The 14,793-nt window shown below is 75.1% G+C and carries 14 protein-coding genes; 5 read left to right on the top strand and 9 right to left on the bottom strand.

From position 1 onward, the window contains the following. The first annotated feature begins 159 nt into the window (after window positions 1-159). Entirely contained in the window at window positions 160-1,722 is a 1,563-nt protein-coding gene (locus ACJTNH_RS17795; RefSeq protein ID WP_458178053.1) for an aldehyde dehydrogenase family protein, read from the top strand. A gap of 9 nt (window positions 1,723-1,731) precedes the next feature. Here ACJTNH_RS17795 and ACJTNH_RS17800 read toward each other — a convergent pair whose 3' ends face one another. Beyond that, window positions 1,732-2,724, bottom strand: a complete 993-nt coding sequence (locus ACJTNH_RS17800; RefSeq protein WP_458178055.1) for a LacI family DNA-binding transcriptional regulator — start codon at window positions 2,722-2,724, stop codon at window positions 1,732-1,734. 86 nt (window positions 2,725-2,810) lie between these two features. Here ACJTNH_RS17800 and ACJTNH_RS17805 point away from each other — a divergent pair, with 86 nt between their 5' ends. Continuing rightward, complete coding sequence (locus ACJTNH_RS17805) at window positions 2,811-3,008, top strand: hypothetical protein (protein WP_222194739.1); 198 nt, start codon at window positions 2,811-2,813, stop codon at window positions 3,006-3,008. A 65-nt stretch (window positions 3,009-3,073) separates the two neighbouring features. On the opposite strand, the gene ACJTNH_RS17810 is transcribed toward ACJTNH_RS17805, so the two are convergent. Further along, window positions 3,074-4,270, bottom strand: coding sequence for a hypothetical protein (locus tag ACJTNH_RS17810; RefSeq protein ID WP_458178057.1), 1,197 nt, complete (start codon window positions 4,268-4,270; stop codon window positions 3,074-3,076). Beyond that, entirely contained in the window at window positions 4,156-4,608 is a 453-nt protein-coding gene (locus ACJTNH_RS17815; RefSeq protein ID WP_458178059.1) for a sigma factor, read from the bottom strand. The genes ACJTNH_RS17810 and ACJTNH_RS17815 overlap by 115 nt, the downstream gene beginning before the upstream one ends. A 143-nt stretch (window positions 4,609-4,751) precedes the next feature. Here ACJTNH_RS17815 and ACJTNH_RS17820 point away from each other — a divergent pair, with 143 nt between their 5' ends. Beyond that, complete coding sequence (locus ACJTNH_RS17820) at window positions 4,752-4,952, top strand: hypothetical protein (protein ID WP_458178061.1); 201 nt, start codon at window positions 4,752-4,754, stop codon at window positions 4,950-4,952. Window positions 4,953-4,991: 39 nt separating this feature from the next. On the opposite strand, the gene ACJTNH_RS17825 is transcribed toward ACJTNH_RS17820, so the two are convergent. From ACJTNH_RS17825 to ACJTNH_RS17850, 6 genes are all read right to left on the bottom strand, one after another. After that, window positions 4,992-6,203 (bottom strand): acyl-CoA dehydrogenase family protein, encoded by a 1,212-nt coding sequence (locus ACJTNH_RS17825; RefSeq protein ID WP_458178063.1) that lies wholly within the window; start codon window positions 6,201-6,203, stop codon window positions 4,992-4,994. 131 nt (window positions 6,204-6,334) lie between these two features. Continuing rightward, entirely contained in the window at window positions 6,335-6,790 is a 456-nt protein-coding gene (locus tag ACJTNH_RS17830) for a DUF4383 domain-containing protein (RefSeq protein ID WP_458178065.1), read from the bottom strand. Between the two features lie 121 nt (window positions 6,791-6,911). Then, a complete protein-coding gene (locus tag ACJTNH_RS17835) occupies window positions 6,912-8,573 on the bottom strand; it encodes a carbamoyltransferase family protein (protein WP_458178067.1) in 1,662 nt (553 codons plus the stop codon). Between the two features lie 110 nt (window positions 8,574-8,683). Further along, window positions 8,684-9,214 carry a DUF1360 domain-containing protein gene (locus ACJTNH_RS17840; protein ID WP_458178069.1) on the bottom strand — a complete coding sequence of 177 codons (531 nt, stop codon included), beginning with the start codon at window positions 9,212-9,214 and terminating at the stop codon, window positions 8,684-8,686. Window positions 9,215-9,263: 49 nt separating this feature from the next. Next, window positions 9,264-11,528 (bottom strand): putative bifunctional diguanylate cyclase/phosphodiesterase, encoded by a 2,265-nt coding sequence (locus ACJTNH_RS17845; protein WP_458178071.1) that lies wholly within the window; start codon window positions 11,526-11,528, stop codon window positions 9,264-9,266. A 90-nt stretch (window positions 11,529-11,618) separates the two neighbouring features. Further along, a complete protein-coding gene (locus ACJTNH_RS17850; RefSeq protein ID WP_458178073.1) occupies window positions 11,619-13,331 on the bottom strand; it encodes a RecQ family ATP-dependent DNA helicase in 1,713 nt (570 codons plus the stop codon). A gap of 163 nt (window positions 13,332-13,494) precedes the next feature. Here ACJTNH_RS17850 and ACJTNH_RS17855 point away from each other — a divergent pair, with 163 nt between their 5' ends. Further along, window positions 13,495-13,887 carry a TOBE domain-containing protein gene (locus ACJTNH_RS17855; RefSeq protein ID WP_458178075.1) on the top strand — a complete coding sequence of 131 codons (393 nt, stop codon included), beginning with the start codon at window positions 13,495-13,497 and terminating at the stop codon, window positions 13,885-13,887. Continuing rightward, complete coding sequence (modA, locus tag ACJTNH_RS17860) at window positions 13,884-14,684, top strand: molybdate ABC transporter substrate-binding protein (RefSeq protein ID WP_458178077.1); 801 nt, start codon at window positions 13,884-13,886, stop codon at window positions 14,682-14,684. The genes ACJTNH_RS17855 and modA overlap by 4 nt, the downstream gene beginning before the upstream one ends. Window positions 14,685-14,793 lie beyond the last annotated feature (109 nt).

A 14,793-nucleotide genomic window follows, 5' to 3' on the forward strand; every position in this document is an offset into this window, starting at 1 on the left:
CGGTTGTCCTCCGTCGGGTGGTCGGGCAGTGGCCTGTCTCACTGTGCCCTGCGTCACCGGCTCGCGTGCGGCCGGTGGATCACGGTCGGGCAACGATCGCCGACCCGACGTGAGCCGTGTCACTCCCCAGACGTCCAGGACGACTGGCAGAGTGCCGCCATGGCAGCCACGACGCCCCCGGCCCTGCACGTCAAGCCCGGCACCGAGTGGGCGGCGGTGCTCGGCCGCGCCGCCGACCTCACCCCCGAGGCGTTCGGCACCGACCGGCTGCACAACCTGGTGGACGGCGCCTGGCGGCCGATCGGCAGCCCCGAACCGCTGGTCACCCCGGTCGACGGCACCAAGCTGACCGGCCTCCCGCGACTGTCCGCCGGCGAGGCCCAGCACGCCGTGCTGGCCGCGGCGGCCGCGCACCGCGAGTGGGCCCGGACCCCGCTGGCCGAGCGTAAGGCGCGGGTGACCGCCGCCGTCGAGGCGATGGCCGCCGCCCGCGACGAGCTGGCGCTCCTGCTGGCCTGGGAGATCGGCAAGCCCTGGAAGCTGGCCTGCGCCGACGTCGACCGGGCCCTGGACGGCGTCCGCTGGTACGTCGAGGAGATCGACGCCATGCTCGGCGACCGCGCCCCGCTGGCCGGCCCGGTCTCCAACATCGCCAGCTGGAACTACCCGATGTCGGTGCTGGTGCACGCCGAGCTGGTGCAGCTGCTGGCCGGCAACGCGGTGCTGGCCAAGACGCCGTCCCAGGGCGGCGCGGCCTGCCTGACCCTGGCGCACGCACTGATGGCGCGTGCGGGGCTGCCGGTCACGCTGCTGTCCGGCGGCGGCGCGGAGCTGTCCAGCGTGCTGGTGCGCTCACCGGAGATCGGTGCGCTGGCCTTCGTCGGCGGCCGCTCCAACGGCGGCAAGGTCGCCGCGGACCTGCTGGACACCGGCAAGCGGCACATGCTCGAGCAGGAGGGGCTCAACGCCTGGGGCATCTGGGAGTTCTCCGACTGGGCCGGGCTGGCCGCGCACCTGAAGAAGGGCTTCGAGTACGGCAAGCAGCGCTGCACCGCCTACCCGCGCTACGTCGTCCAGCGGGAGCTGGTCGACCAGTTCCTGGCCACCTACCTGCCGGTCGTGCAGTCGCTGCGCTTCGGCCACCCGCTGGCCGTCGAGGCCGACGGCGACGACCTCCCCGCCCTGGACTTCGGCCCGGTGATCAGCGCCGCCAAGGCCCAGGAGCTGGGCCGCCGGGTCGACGACGCCATGCACCGCGGCGCCGTCCCGCTGTACCGGGGGAGCGTCTCCGACGGCCGGTTCATCACCGGCCAGGACACCTCCGCCTACGTCGCGCCCGCCGCACTGCTCTCCCCGGCCGGGGCCAGCGCGCTGATGCACGCCGAGCCGTTCGGGCCGATCGACACGATCGTCGTCGTCGACTCCGAGGCGGAGCTGCTGGCCCAGATGAACGCCTCCAACGGCGCGCTCGTCGCCAGCCTGGCCTGCGACGACGAGGACAAGGCCCGCCGGCTGGCCCGGGAGGTGCAGGCGTTCAAGGTCGGCATCAACAAGCCCCGGTCCCGCGGCGACCGGGCCGAGCCGTTCGGCGGCCGCGGCGCCTCGTGGCTGGGCTGCTTCGTCGGCGGCGAGCTGCTGGTGCAGGCGGTCACCCAGGGCCCGGAGAACGAGCTGCTGTACGGCAACTTCCCCGAGCACTCCCGCTACCCCGCAGCGATCTGACCCGCCCGCTCAGGCGCTCTGCCGGACCACCAGCTCCGAGTCGAACAGGGTCACCGGCGTGCGGTCCCGGTCGAGCAGGCTGCCCGCCGCCGAGGCGGCGATCTGCTCGACCGGGTGGGTCGCGGTGGTCAGGGCCGGCCCGCTGAACGCGGCCAGCGGCAGGTCGTCGAAGCCGGTCACCGCGACGTCCTCCGGCACGCGCCGGCCCAGCGCCCGGAGCGCCTGGATCGCGCCCAGCGCGGTCTCGTCGCAGATGGCGTACAGGGCGTCGGTGTCCGGCCAGTGGCGCAGCGCCTCCGCCGCGCCGAGCCGGCCGCTCTCGGTGGTGAAGTCGCCGGCCAGCACCCGCTCGGGCAGGCCGGCGGCCCCGACCGCGGCCCGGTAGGCGGCCACCGGGCGGTCGGCGCAGGGCAGCCACGGCGGCCCGGCCAGCATGGCGATGCGGCGGCGGCCGGAGGTGAGCAGGTGGCCGGTGAGCGCGGTCGCGGCCGCCGCGGTGTCCACGTCGACCAGGGGGACGGCGGCGGAGCCCGCCCCGATGGAGACCACCCGCCCGGCCAGCCGGGGCGGCAGGGCGGCCAGCGCCCGGCGGGTGGTGTTGACCAGCACCACCCCGGCGACCGAGCGGTCCCGGGCCAGCGCCTCCAGCGTGGGCTCCGGTGCCCCCAGCGGCAGCCACTGGAGCGCCACCCCCAGGTCGTCGCCGGCGCACCGCTGGGCGGCCGAGCCGACCACCCGGGACACGTAAGGGCAGTCGACGAGGTCGGTGGGGGAGGCGCTGGTCACCGCCACGACGAGCCGGGTGCCCCGGTCGTGCACCAGGGCCCGGGCGACCGGGTCGGCGGTGTAGCCCAGCCGCTCGGCGGCGGCGCGCACCCGCTGCGCCGCGTCGGCGGAGGACGGCCCCGACCCGGTGAGCACCCGGGACACCGTGGCCCGGGAGACGCCCGCCGCGCGGGCCACGTGCTCGATCGTCACCGCTGGCCGGCGGTCCTGGCGCATGGCCCCCAGCCTGTCACCGGCCGGGCGGCTCCGGGGTGCCCAGCGCACTGGAACCGCTCTCAGCCCGGTCTGAGAAGGTCGACGTCATGACGTCACCGGAGCCGCGCGCCCCTCGAGAGCGGCAGATCGGCCTCTTCCTGCTGGGCATCGCCGTCGTCCTGCTGGTCTCCTCGGTCACCTGGTTCGGCAGCGACCGCGGTGGGATCGGCATCGCCCAGGTGGCGGTGGGCCTGGTCGTGGCGGCGGTGGGCGGCCTGCTGGTGCGTCGGGCGCAGCCGCGCTGACATCCGCCGGCCGCGGGCCTCGGCGGCCAGCTGCCGCATCGCGACGACCGACGCGGGCTCCCCGGTCACCGGCCGAGCTCGCTGACCACGACCTCGGCGAGGGTGCCGTCCGCACCCGAGAAGCGGACCGTGGCCGATCCCTCGCCGGGGCTGCCCACCCCGCTCCCCGCGGTCAGCGGCAGGGTGGCGAGCGGCGTGGCGTCGTCGTCCCGGACCTCCGCGACGGTGGTCGCCTCCGGCCCCTGCACCGCGACGTCCCCGCCCAGCCGCACGGCGAGCAGCTGGTCGGTCAGCGGGCTGCCGGCGGGCTGCGGGTCGGCGGTCGAGATCGAGCCGGTCGTCGACCCGTCGGCCTCCCGCCGGGTGGTGCCGACCGCGAGCACGGTCGCGCCGGACCGGAACGTGACGCCGGCCAGCACCATCTCCCCGCTCCCGGTCGGTCCGGCCGCGAGCAGCACGGGGGTCGCGCCGTCCAGGCCGGACCCGTAGGTGGTCACGAGCAGCTGGAGCACCTGCTGCACCGCCTGCGCGGAGACCCGGGAGCCGAGGCCACGCGGGTCGGCGAGCTCCTCGAGCGGGGTCTGCGCGCTCGCGGCCGCCCGGTCGGAGGTCACGTAGCTCATCGAGTCGAGCTCCTGCCCGTTCCTCGAGACGACGGCCCGCACGCTGCGGGGGGCGCTGACCGCACCCGCCGCGACGCCGTCCTCGCCGGGCAGCGGCCCCCGGTCCACCTGTTCCGCGCCGGCCGCGGTCACGGTGGTGCCCGCCACGTACTCCACGGTGTCGCCGGGCAGGCCGACGACGACCAGGACGCCGGACGCCCCGCCGTCCGCGGTGTCGACGAAGGCCAGCGGCTGGTTGCGGACGAGCCGCTGGACGCCGGTGGCCTGGGCCATCTCGGCGGGCCCCGCGCCGGCCGGGCCGGTGAACCAGGTGCCGCTGAGCCGGCCGTCGACCTGGCCCAGCACGAAGGCGATCCGCAGTCCGGCCTCGTCACCGGCCCAGGCCACCCGGTGGCTGTCGACCGGCGGCGGGGTGTCCGGGTCGAACTCACCGGCCCGCCACGGCAGCGCGGCCACCGCCTGCAGCCAGGCGTCGTCACCGGCGAGCGCCCCGCGGGGAGGCAGGTCGTAGAGGCTCTGCGTGCTCACGCCTCGAGACGGCGCGGCGGCGTCCTGCGTCGTCCCGGTCTCGGGCAGCAGGCCGCGCAGCACCGGCACCGACCCGAAGACCAGCGCGACGGCGAGCCCGACGCCGACCACCGCCGCCTGCTGGCGGCGCTGCCGGCGGTGCCGCAGCCGGGTGCGTGCGGCCAGGTCGTCGGGGGCTCGGGGGTGTCGTGCGCCGGGAGGGCGACGATCTCCTGCGTGGTGCGCCGCCGGCGCCAGCTCGCGGCGCTGGTGACCAGCACCCGGCGCACGTAGGGGTAGGCGTCCTCGCCGGAGATCCGGCCCCAGTGCCGGTAGGCCTTGAGGAGTGCCGTCTGCAGCAGGTCCTCGGCGTGGCCGCGGTCGGCGGTCAGCAGGAAGCCGACCCGCAGCAGGTCGTCGGAGCGTGCGGCGACGAACGCCTCGAACGCTTCCTCGTGCTCGGCTCGCACCGGTCTCCCCCCGTCGTCGTCACCCTCTATGACGCGGTGGGCCGGCCGGGGAGGGTGTCTCCGTGACCTGATCGTGACCATCTGGCGATCTCGGGGACGACCAGGCAGTGTGATCGGTGACACGTCAAGGAGAGGGGGCGGCCGTGCAGATCAGCAGGGAGCAGTTGGTCCAGGTGCTGCGCACCGAGGGCGACAACGACACCGCGGACCGGGTGGAGGCGGGTCTGCCGGAGCAGATCGACACCGACCGGGACGGCGACGCGCTCGCCGGGGCCGGCCTGGACCGCACGCAGCTGATGGCCAAGCTGGCCGGCGGCGCGTTCGGGGGCACGCTCGCGCCGTGACGCCGGTGGGCCCGCCGGGGTGCGGCAGGCCCACCGGGATCAGCCGGCGAAGGGGCGCTCGCGGGCGAGCTCCTCCTTGGCGACGCCACGGACGTGCACGGCGTCCGGGCCGTCGACGATGCGCAGCGTGCGCGCGCTGGCGTAGAAGCGGGCCAGCACGGTGTCGCCGCTGACCCCGGCCCCGCCGTGCACCTGGATGGCCCGGTCGATGACGTCCAGCGCCACCCGCGGCGCGGCCACCTTGATCGCGGAGATCTCGGTGCGCGCGCCCTTGGCGCCGAACCGGTCGATCAGGTCGGCGGTCTGCAGCACGTAGAGCCGGGCCTGGTCGATCTCGATCCGGGACAGCGCGATCGACTCCCGCACGGTGCCCTGCTCGGCCAGTGGGCGACCGAAGGCGACCCGGGACTTCGCCCGCTCCACCATCAGCGCCAGCGCCCGCTCGGCCATGCCGATCGCCCGCATGCAGTGGTGGATGCGGCCGGGGCCCAGCCGGGCCTGGGCGATCATGAAGCCGTCGCCCTCGCCGGACAGGATGTTGCCCACCGGCACCCGGACGTCGGTGAAGCGCAGCTCCGAGTGCCCGTGCTGGTCCTGGTAGCCGAACACCGGCAGGTGCCGGACGATCTCCAGGCCCGGGGTGTCCCGGGGCACCAGCACCATCGACTGCTGGCGGTGCGCGGCGCCCTCCGGGTCGGTCTTGCCCATCACGATGAAGACCTGGCAGCGCTCGTCGGCGGCGCCGCTGGTCCACCACTTGCGCCCGTTGATCACGTACTCGTCGCCGTCCCGGACGATCGAGGTCTGGATGTTGCGGGCGTCGGAGCTGGCGACGTCCGGCTCGGTCATCGCGAAACCCGAGCGGATCTCCCCCTCCAGCAGCGGGGTGAGCCAGCGCTCCTTCTGCTCCGGGGTCCCGAAGAGCATCAGGGTCTCCATGTTCCCGGTGTCCGGGGCGCCGCAGTTGGTCACCTCCGGCGCGATCACCGGCGACCAGCCCATGATCTCGGCGATCGATGCGTACTCGAGGTTGGTCATCCCCCCGAGCTCGTGGTGGAAGAGGTTCCACAGGCCGCGGCGGCGCGCCTCGGCCTTGAGCTCTTCCAGGATCGGGGGGTGGGCGTGGTCGTCGTGGCCGCGCGCGGCGCGCCACTCGTCGTAGACGGGCTCAGCGGGGAAGACGTGCTCCCGCATGAAGTCCCACATCCGGCCACTGACGTCCTCGGCCTTGGCGGAGAGGGTGAAGTCCATGTCCGGACGTTAGCGCCGGACGTGACGTGCGCCTCGCCGGGGTCTGGCACCGGGGCCCGGACGCGCGACCGCCCGGACACCAGGTCGGTGTCCGGGCGGTCGGGATGGTGCTGGTGCGGGACTCGCCGGGATCAGCGGCGCAGGGACTGGTCCGGTCCGCGCGCGGTGTCCACGGTGTTCACCGGGCCGAGCGCGATGACCAGGCCGATCACCGCGGTCACGATGTGCAGCACGTTGTCCGCGGTGTTGATGTTGAGGAAGTCCCAGTCCTCGCCCTGGGCGATGAGCCCGTAGACGAAGGCGGCGCCGTAACCGATGGCCAGCAGCCAGCCGTAGGTCCGCGCGCCGCGCAGCGAGCTGGCCAGGACGATGCCGGCCAGGCCGATGACGATGTGCACGACGTTGTGCATCGGGTTGATCATGAAGCCGAGCAGCGTGTCGTCCGACATCCCGAAGAAGTCGTCGAACCCGGTGATGAAGAACCCGATGACCCCGATGGCGAGGTAGACGACGCCGAAGGCGAGCGACAGCCACTGGGGCCAGGTACGGCCCCGGCTGCCGGCGCCGGGCAGGTCTGCAGTGGACATGGTGGTCCTCCCGTTCGGCGTGGCCCGCCAGGTCTCAGCAGGCCGCCCAGGGAGTTCCCAGGCAGGCGGTACGGAAACGACCGCCACCCGGACGGGTGACGGTCGTCATCCGATCGTCACCTCATGCCGGGCGGGGCGTCGCCTTCGGCCGGCGGACGACGAACGGGCCGATCGCCAGCAGGTCGACCGGCGCCGAGCCGAAGCACTCCAGCGCGTCCCGGGGGTCGTCGACCATCGGCCGGCCGGCGGTGTTCAGGCTGGTGTTCACCACCACGGGCAGGCCGGTGCGCCGCTCGAACGCCGAGATCATCCGGTGCACCAGCGGGGAGACCTCCGGGTCGATCGTCTGGATCCGCGCCGTCCCGTCGACGTGGGTGACGGTGGGGATGCGGTCCCGCCACTCCTCGGCCACGTCGTGCACGAACAGCATGTACGGCGAGGGGATCGGACCGCGGCTGAAGATCTCCGGCGCCTTCTCCAGCAGCACCATCGGCGCGACCGGGCGGAACTGCTCGCGGCCCTTCACGTCGTTCATCCGCTCGAGGTTGGCCTCGAAGCCGGGGTGGGCCAGCAGCGAGCGGTGGCCCAGCGCGCGCGGGCCGTACTCGCTGCGGCCCTGGAACCAGGCGACGATGCCGTTGTCGGCCAGCACCTCGGCCACGGCCTCGGCGACGTCGTCCGGGCGCTCGTAGTCGATCGCCGCCGTCCGGAGCACCTGCTCGATCTCGTCGTCGCTCCAGCCGCGGCCCAGGGCGGCCCCGGGCATGGGCTGGGTCTGCTCGCCCAGCTCGCGGGCCACGTGCAGGGCGGCGCCCAGCGCCGTCCCCGCGTCGCCGGCGGCGGGCTGCACCCAGACCTGCTCGAACGGGCTCTCGGCCAGCACCCGGGTGTTGGCCACGCAGTTGAGGGCGGTGCCGCCGGCCAGGGTCAGGGTCTTCTCACCGGTCTGCTCGTGCACCCAGCGGGCCAGGTCGACGAGCACCTCCTCCAGCCGGGTCTGCACGCTGGCGGCCAGGTCGGCGTGGTCGGAGGTCCACTGGTCGCCCTTGCCCAGGCGGGGGGCGAACTCGGTGTAGTCGATCTGCTCGGTGCGGAAGCCGCCGTCGTCGGTGGCCCGGATCAGCTCGGACAGCTCGCCCAGGAAGCGCGGCTTGCCGTAGCTGGCCATCGCCATGACCTTGAACTCGTCGGAGCTGCGCAGGAAGCCCAGGTGGTCGGTGAGGTCCTCGTACATCAGGCCGAGGGAGTGCGGCAGGGCCTGGCCCGCCAGCACCTCCAGCTGACCGTCGACGTAGCGGCCGGCCAGGTGGCTGTGCGCCTCACCGCGCCCGTCGAGCACCAGCACCGCGTTGTCCCGGCGTCCCTGGTGCCCCGGGGCGGCGAGACCGGCCGAGGCCGCGTGCGCGACGTGGTGCTTGACGAACCGCACCTTCGCCGGGTCGAGCCCGGGCAGCGCGTGGGCCAGGAAGTCCGGCGCCATCTCGGCGTACTTCTTGCGCATGACGTCGCCGTCGTCGAACAGCCCGGACTCCTCCGGGGTGCCCATCAGCGCGGGGTCGAAGGAGTAGGCGACCGCGTCGAGCTCCTCGGGCCGGATGCCGGCCTGCCTCAGGCACCAGGCCGCGGACAGCTCGGGCAGCTCCCAGGCGCTCCAGGGCAGGGGCCGCTTGCCGTGCTTGCGCCGGCTGAAGCGCTCCTCCTCCGCCGCGGCCACGACCTCGCCGTCGACGACCAGCGCCGCGGCCGGGTCGTGGTAGATCGCGTTGATGCCCAGGACCTTCACGTGCGCACTCCTCCCGGCCGGGCTCCCAGCGGCCCGGTCCACCGATGATGATCACGCGCAGCGCCGGGCGGCGCACGGCGAGCGACCCGGATCACCCGTCCGCGGGGAGCTCAGGTCGCCCAGGACTGGAGCTTCGCGTAGCCGAGCTGCAGGGCGTCGGCGCCGGCGAGCGCGGTGAACACCGAGGTGGCCAGCCGGGTCGGCCGGGGGGCCAGCACCAGGCCGAAGACGAAGCCGGTGGCCACCCACTGGCCCACGCAGAACGGGCAGGTGACGAGCTCGCCGATCGCCTTGCGCGGTCCGGTGCCACGGACCTCCTCGGCCAGCTCGGCCTCACCGCTGGTCCCGGCGAAGGTGGTGAACGGGGCACGCAGCGGGCTGGTGACCGGGTCCTTCGCGATCAGCCGGGCCAGCTTGTGGGTGGCGACCGTGACCAGGCCCAGGTCGGACCAGGACAGCCGCTCGGGCAGCCCGGTGCCGCGGGCCCGGACCGCGGCCGACAGCCCGGCGACGCCGAGGCCGTAGGTGCCCATCAGGGCGAGGAAGGAGCCGAGCGGCCGCTCCTCGCCGGCGGCGTAGGCGTGCGCCTCGTGCCGGGCCACGGCGAGGGCCCGCCGGTCACTGCTGGTGCTGTCGTCCACCGATCGATCCTCGCACCGGGGGTGGGGCCCGGCGCGGCCGGCGGACGGGTCAGGCGCGCTGCAGCAGGGCCGGCCGGGGCTGGTGGGCCAGCGACCGGGCCAGCTCCTCGGCCGGCACCGGCCGGGAGTGCAGGTACCCCTGCGACTCGTCGCACCCGAGGGCGCGCAGCCGGGTCAGCGTGGGCAGCTGCTCGACCCCCTCGGCGACGACCCGCAGGCCCAGCCGGTGGGCCAGCTCGATGGTGCTGGCCACGATCGCCTCGGTGCGGGCGTCGGTGAGCAGGTCGGCGGTGAACGACCGGTCGAGCTTGAGCTCGCTCACCGGCAGCTCACGCAGGTAGCTCAGCGACGCGTACCCGGTGCCGAAGTCGTCGATGCTGACCGCGACACCCAGCTCGGCCAGCGCGGTGAGGACGGCGAGGCTGGCCTCCGAGTCGCTCATCAGCACCGTCTCGGTCACCTCGAGCACCAGCGAGCCGGCGGGCAGCCCGTGGGCGGCCAGCAGGTCGGCGACCCGCCGCGGCAGGGATGCGTCCAGCAGGTTGCTGACCGAGAGGTTGACCGAGGTGCGCAGCGCCAGCCCCTCCCGGTGCCAGGCAGCCGCCTGGGCGACGGCCTGGGCGAGCACGGCCTCGGTGAGCTGGCCCATCAGGCCGTGCACCTCGGCCAGCGGCAGGAAGTCCGCCGGCGGCAGGAGCCCCCGCGTCGGGTGCTGCCAGCGCACCAGCGACTCCACGCCCACCGTGCGGCCGGTGCCGATCGACACCTGGGGCTGGTGGTGCAGCACCAGCTCGCCGCGGGCGATCCCGGCGCGCAGCTCCTCCACCAGGGTCAGCCGGCCGCTGGTGTCGACGTGCCGGGCGGGGTCCCAGGTCAGCGCGGTGGAGCCGGTCCGTTTCGCGTCGTACAGCGCGGCGTCCGCCCGCCGCAGGAGCCGGGTCGCGCAGGTCGCCGGGTCGTGGGCGTCGCACTCGTGGGTGCTGAGCCCGATGCTGGGGCCGCTGTGCAGCACCAGCCCGGCGACCTCGAAGGGCGCGGTGAACTGGTCGAGCAGCTCGCGGCCGAGGCGGGCGGCCGGGTCGTCGGTGCCCGGTGTGCCGATGACCGGCGCGACGACGGCGAACTCGTCGCCGCCGAGCCGGCCGACCACGGTGCCCGGGCCCGCGGTGGCCTCCAGGCGGCGGGCGATCATCCGGAGCAGGTCGTCGCCGGCGGCGTGCCCGAGGCCGTCGTTGACCTCCTTGAACTTGTCCAGGTCGACCAGGCCGAGCACGAACGGCGTCCCGGCCGTGCAGAGCCGCTCGACGGAGCGCAGCACCGCCCGCCGGTTGGGCAGGGCGGTCAGGTCGTCGGTGAGCGCCTCCCGCCGGCTCACCGCCAGCTCGGCGAGGTCTCGGACGTTGACCAGCAGCCGCAGGCTCGACCCGATCGCCGCCAGACCGGCGCAGCCGGCGGACGCCCAGGACGGCGCCGTGGTGGCCGCGACCACGAGGGTCAGCGTCGCGATCGAGATGACGACGAAGGCCCCGACCGTGGAGTCGACCGGGTCGGCCGGTTGCGGGGTGGACCGCCGCGGGGCGAGTGCCGCGGCGACGGCGAGCAGCCCGAGGGCGACGCCGGCCAGCGCGACGGCGGTGCCCGGTGACCGGTCGGCGGTGACCAGGCCGGCCAGCGCGGCGCCGGAGAGGCAGGTGAGCGCAGCGGCGACCAGCCAGATCCGGGGGTCGGTGCGGAGTTCGGCGATCACGGTCATCACCCAGGTGGTGCCGAGGTAGACGACGGTCACCCCGGCCGCCCCCAGCAGCGGCTGCAGCCGCCAGTCGGGCAGCTGCGCCAGCTGCCCGTCGAGGTGGTCGACGACCACGTTGCCGATGGCCACGGCGACCAGGACGCCGGAGACCCCGTTGAGCACGTCGTTCGGGTCGGCCAGGCTGGTCGAGAACCGGTTCCACCGCAGCAGCCCGCCGTACACCGCGGGGAAGGTCGCGACGACGGCCAGCGCGATCGGCAGCCCGCCGATCTCCGGCGCACCCGGGACCGCGGACCAGACGACCGTGGTGGCCACGCCGGCGCTGAGCACCAGGCCGGAGAGGGTCAGCCGGCCCCACACCTCGTGCTCGGGCATCCCCGCGCCGGTGCGCGCGCCCACCAGCCGCCCGGCAGCAGCCACCAGCAGCACGGCCACGAGGACGGCGGAGGCGTCGGCCGACCGGCCGGCCGCGACGGTGGCCGCGAGCGCCAGCCCGGCCACCAGCAGCGCGGGAGCCGCGGTGCGGGCGGCACCGGGCAGCCAGCGGGCGGCGGCGGAGGTCATGGGGGCACCCTGCCCGACCGGACGGTCGACAGCACGCAATGTAGTTGGTTGCTCACTCAAACGGAGTTGCCGGCACGGTCGCCGGCCCGCTCACCGCCGGGTCAGCAGCTCGTTGTCCAGCACCGCTTGCAGGGCGAGGGTCTTGTAGCCGACCTCCTCGAACAGCACGACGACCCGGTCGTCCTCGTGCCGCATGACGACCCCGGGGCCCCACTCGGTGTGCTCGACGGCGGCGTCCACCGGGAACGGGTGGTCGGCGTCGGCGGTGTGCTGCTCCTGGGAGAGCCCCGCGCTGCAGTTGTCGCAGTTGCCGCAGGGCTCGTCGAGCTGCTCGCCGAAGTAGCCGAGCAGGAACTGCCGCCGGCAGCCGGTGGTCTCGGCGTAGCCGCGCATCATCTCGATCCGGCTCTCGTCGACCCGGACGTGGTGCGCGGCCAGCTCCCGGGCCGCGGCCGCGGCCTCGCCCGGCGCGGGGGCGCCGGGGGCCGGGGCCGCCGCGCCCTCGTCGTCCAGCACCACCGCGCCGGCCTGCTCCAGCAGGTTCAGGTCGCGCACCAGCGGGGTCGCCGGCCGGCCGGTCTCCTCCCGCAGGTCCTTCACCTCGACGCCGTCCATGCCGGACGCGACGCCGGCCTGGACCAGCCCGGCGACCTGCTGCAGCTCCTCCACGGCCGGGGCGCCGGCCGCGAATAACCTCCGCAGCCCCAGGTCCTCCTGGCGGTAGACCAGCACGGCGACGGCCGGCTCGCCGTCCCGGCCGGCGCGGCCGATCTCCTGGTAGTAGCTGTCGACCGAGTCGGCCGGCTCGGCGTGCACCACGAAGCGGGTCTCCGGCTTGTCGATCCCCATGCCGAAGGCGGTGGTGGCGACGACGACGTCCAGCTCGTCGGCCATGAACTGCCGCTGCACCTCCTCGCGGTCGGTCTTCTTCAGCCCCGCGTGGTAGGCCCGCGCGCGCAGCCCGCGGTCGGCCAGGGCGTCGGCGAGCTCCTCGGTGCTCCGGCGGGTGGCGCTGTACAGGATCCCGCTGCCGCGGCCGGTCAACTCGGTGACCCGGTCCAGGACGGCGGTGTGCTTGCCGTGCGCATCGGCGTGCTGCTCGACCTCCAGCCGGATCTCCGGCCGGTCGAACCCGGCCACCACGACCGCCGGGTCGGTCATCTCCAGCCGCTCGACGATCTCCGCGCGCACCGGGGGAGCCGCGGTGGCGGTCAGCGCCAGGACCGTGGGGTGGCCCAGCTGCTGCACCACCCCGCCCAGGCGCAGGTAGTCCGGGCGGAAGTCGTGGCCCCAGGCGGAGACGCAGTGCGCCTCGTCCACCACGAACAGCGCCGGCGCCGCGGTGCGGATCGCCTCGACGACCTCCGGTTTGGCCAGCTGCTCGGGAGCCAGGAAGCAGAAGCGGACCGTTCCGTCACGCATGCCGTCGAGCACCGCCTGGTGCTCGAGCGCGGAGAGGCCGGAGTTCAGCACCGCGGCCCGGCCCACCGCGTCCTCGCCCAGCTCCTCCAGGCGCTGCACCTGGTCACGCTGGAGCGCGACCAGCGGGGAGACGATCAGCACCGGCCCGTCCAGCAGCAGGCCGGCCACGGTGTAGACCGCCGACTTGCCGGCGCCGGAGGGCAGCACCGCCAGGGTGTCCCGGCCGGCCGCGACCGCCTTCATCGCCTCCTCCTGCCCGGGCCGGAAGTCCGCGTAGCCCAGGACGTCGCAGGCGACCTCCCGGATGCGGCGCGTCCGTACCGAGGCAGAGCCCCCGGCCGTGGTCTTCGGGTCGGCGGGGCGCTGGGCGGTCGCGGTCACCGACGCCGTCTGCCCGGCCCCCGAGATCGACAAACGATCCGCAGCGCAGCCGCGAGTGGACTGGCGCGGCAACCGGGTTGCGTGCCATCATCTGCCGCGTGCTTCCGCGCAAGCGGATCGTGAACGCCTTGTGGGTCCGCTGTTGCGGAACTACGGTGCCCAGGTGCCCGCCAGCTACCGCATCGCCGAGGCGGCCGCGCTGCTCGGCGTGAGCGACGACACCGTCCGCCGCTGGATCGACAGCGAACGGCTGCCCGCCACCCGGGAGGGCGGCCCGGCGCAGGTCGACGGGGCAGCGCTCGCCCGGGTCGCCACCGAGCTGCACGAGGCGCCGCAGCCGGGCACCACCCGCTCGTCCTCGGCCCGCAACCGGCTGGCCGGCATCGTCACCCGCGTCGTCCGGGACACCGTCATGGCGCAGGTGGAGGTCCAGGCCGGGCCCTTCCGGCTCGTCTCGCTGATGTCCCGCGAGGCCGCCGACGAGCTGGGGCTGGAGGTCGGCGTCCGGGCCGTGGCCACCGTCAAGGCCACCCAGGTCAGCGTGGACGTGCCGTGAGCGGGCACCTGCCGGGTCGTCGCGCGGTGCGCGGGCGCCGGCGGCTGCTGGGCGCCGCTCTCCTGCTGGTGCTGGCCGGCTGCGGCACCGACGCCGCCGGGGCGCCGGCCGACGACGAGGTGGCCGGCACGCTCACCGTCTTCGCCGCCGCCTCGCTGACCGACGTCCTCACCGGCCTGGGCGAGGAGCTGGAGTCCGACCACCCCGGTCTGGAGGTGCAGTTCAACTTCGCCGGCAGCTCGGCGCTGGCCACCCAGATCACCCAGGGCGCCCCGGCCGACGTCTTCGCCTCGGCGAACACCGGGCAGATGGAGGTCGTCACCGGCGCCGGCCTGACCGAGGGGGCGCCCAGCGTCTTCGCGGGCAACGTGCTGGAGATCGCCGTCCCGGCCGGCAACCCCGGTGGCGTCACCGGGCTGGCCGACTTCGCCGACCCCGACCTGGCGCTGGCCGTCTGCGCCCCGGCCGTGCCGTGCGGGACGGCGGCCGAGCAGGTCTTCGCCGCGGCCGGGGTGGACGCGCGGCCGGACACCCAGGAGGAGGACGTGCGGGCCGCGCTGACCAAGGCGCAGCTGGGTGAGGTCGACGCCGCGCTGGTCTACGCCACCGACGTCCGGTCGGCCGGCGGGGCGGTCGAGGGCATCCCGTTCCCGGAGGCCGACCAGGTGGTCAACGAGTACCCGATCGCCACGCTGGCCGCCGCGCCCAACCCGGTGGCGGCCCGCGCGTTCGTCGACCTGGTGTTCTCCGACGAGGGCCGCCGCGCCCTCGCCGACGCCGGCTTCCGCACCCCGTGACCCGCCTCGAGGGGGGGGGGGGGGGGGGGGGGGGGCGGGGGGGGGGGGGGGGGGGGGGGGGGGGGGGGGGGGGGGGGGGGGGGCGAGGGGGGGGGGGGGGTGGTGGTTG

The sequence above is a fragment of the Modestobacter lacusdianchii genome, from assembly GCF_054177765.1.

Coding starts and splice junctions, on each gene's coding strand:
- ACJTNH_RS17795 (WP_458178053.1), top strand. CDS start 160: ATGGCAGCCACGACGCCCCCGGCCCTGCACGTCAAGCCCGGCACCGAG.
- ACJTNH_RS17800 (WP_458178055.1), bottom strand. CDS start 2,724: ATGCGCCAGGACCGCCGGCCAGCGGTGACGATCGAGCACGTGGCCCGC.
- ACJTNH_RS17805 (WP_222194739.1), top strand. CDS start 2,811: ATGACGTCACCGGAGCCGCGCGCCCCTCGAGAGCGGCAGATCGGCCTC.
- ACJTNH_RS17825 (WP_458178063.1), bottom strand. CDS start 6,203: ATGGACTTCACCCTCTCCGCCAAGGCCGAGGACGTCAGTGGCCGGATG.
- ACJTNH_RS17830 (WP_458178065.1), bottom strand. CDS start 6,790: ATGTCCACTGCAGACCTGCCCGGCGCCGGCAGCCGGGGCCGTACCTGG.
- ACJTNH_RS17845 (WP_458178071.1), bottom strand. CDS start 11,528: ATGACCTCCGCCGCCGCCCGCTGGCTGCCCGGTGCCGCCCGCACCGCG.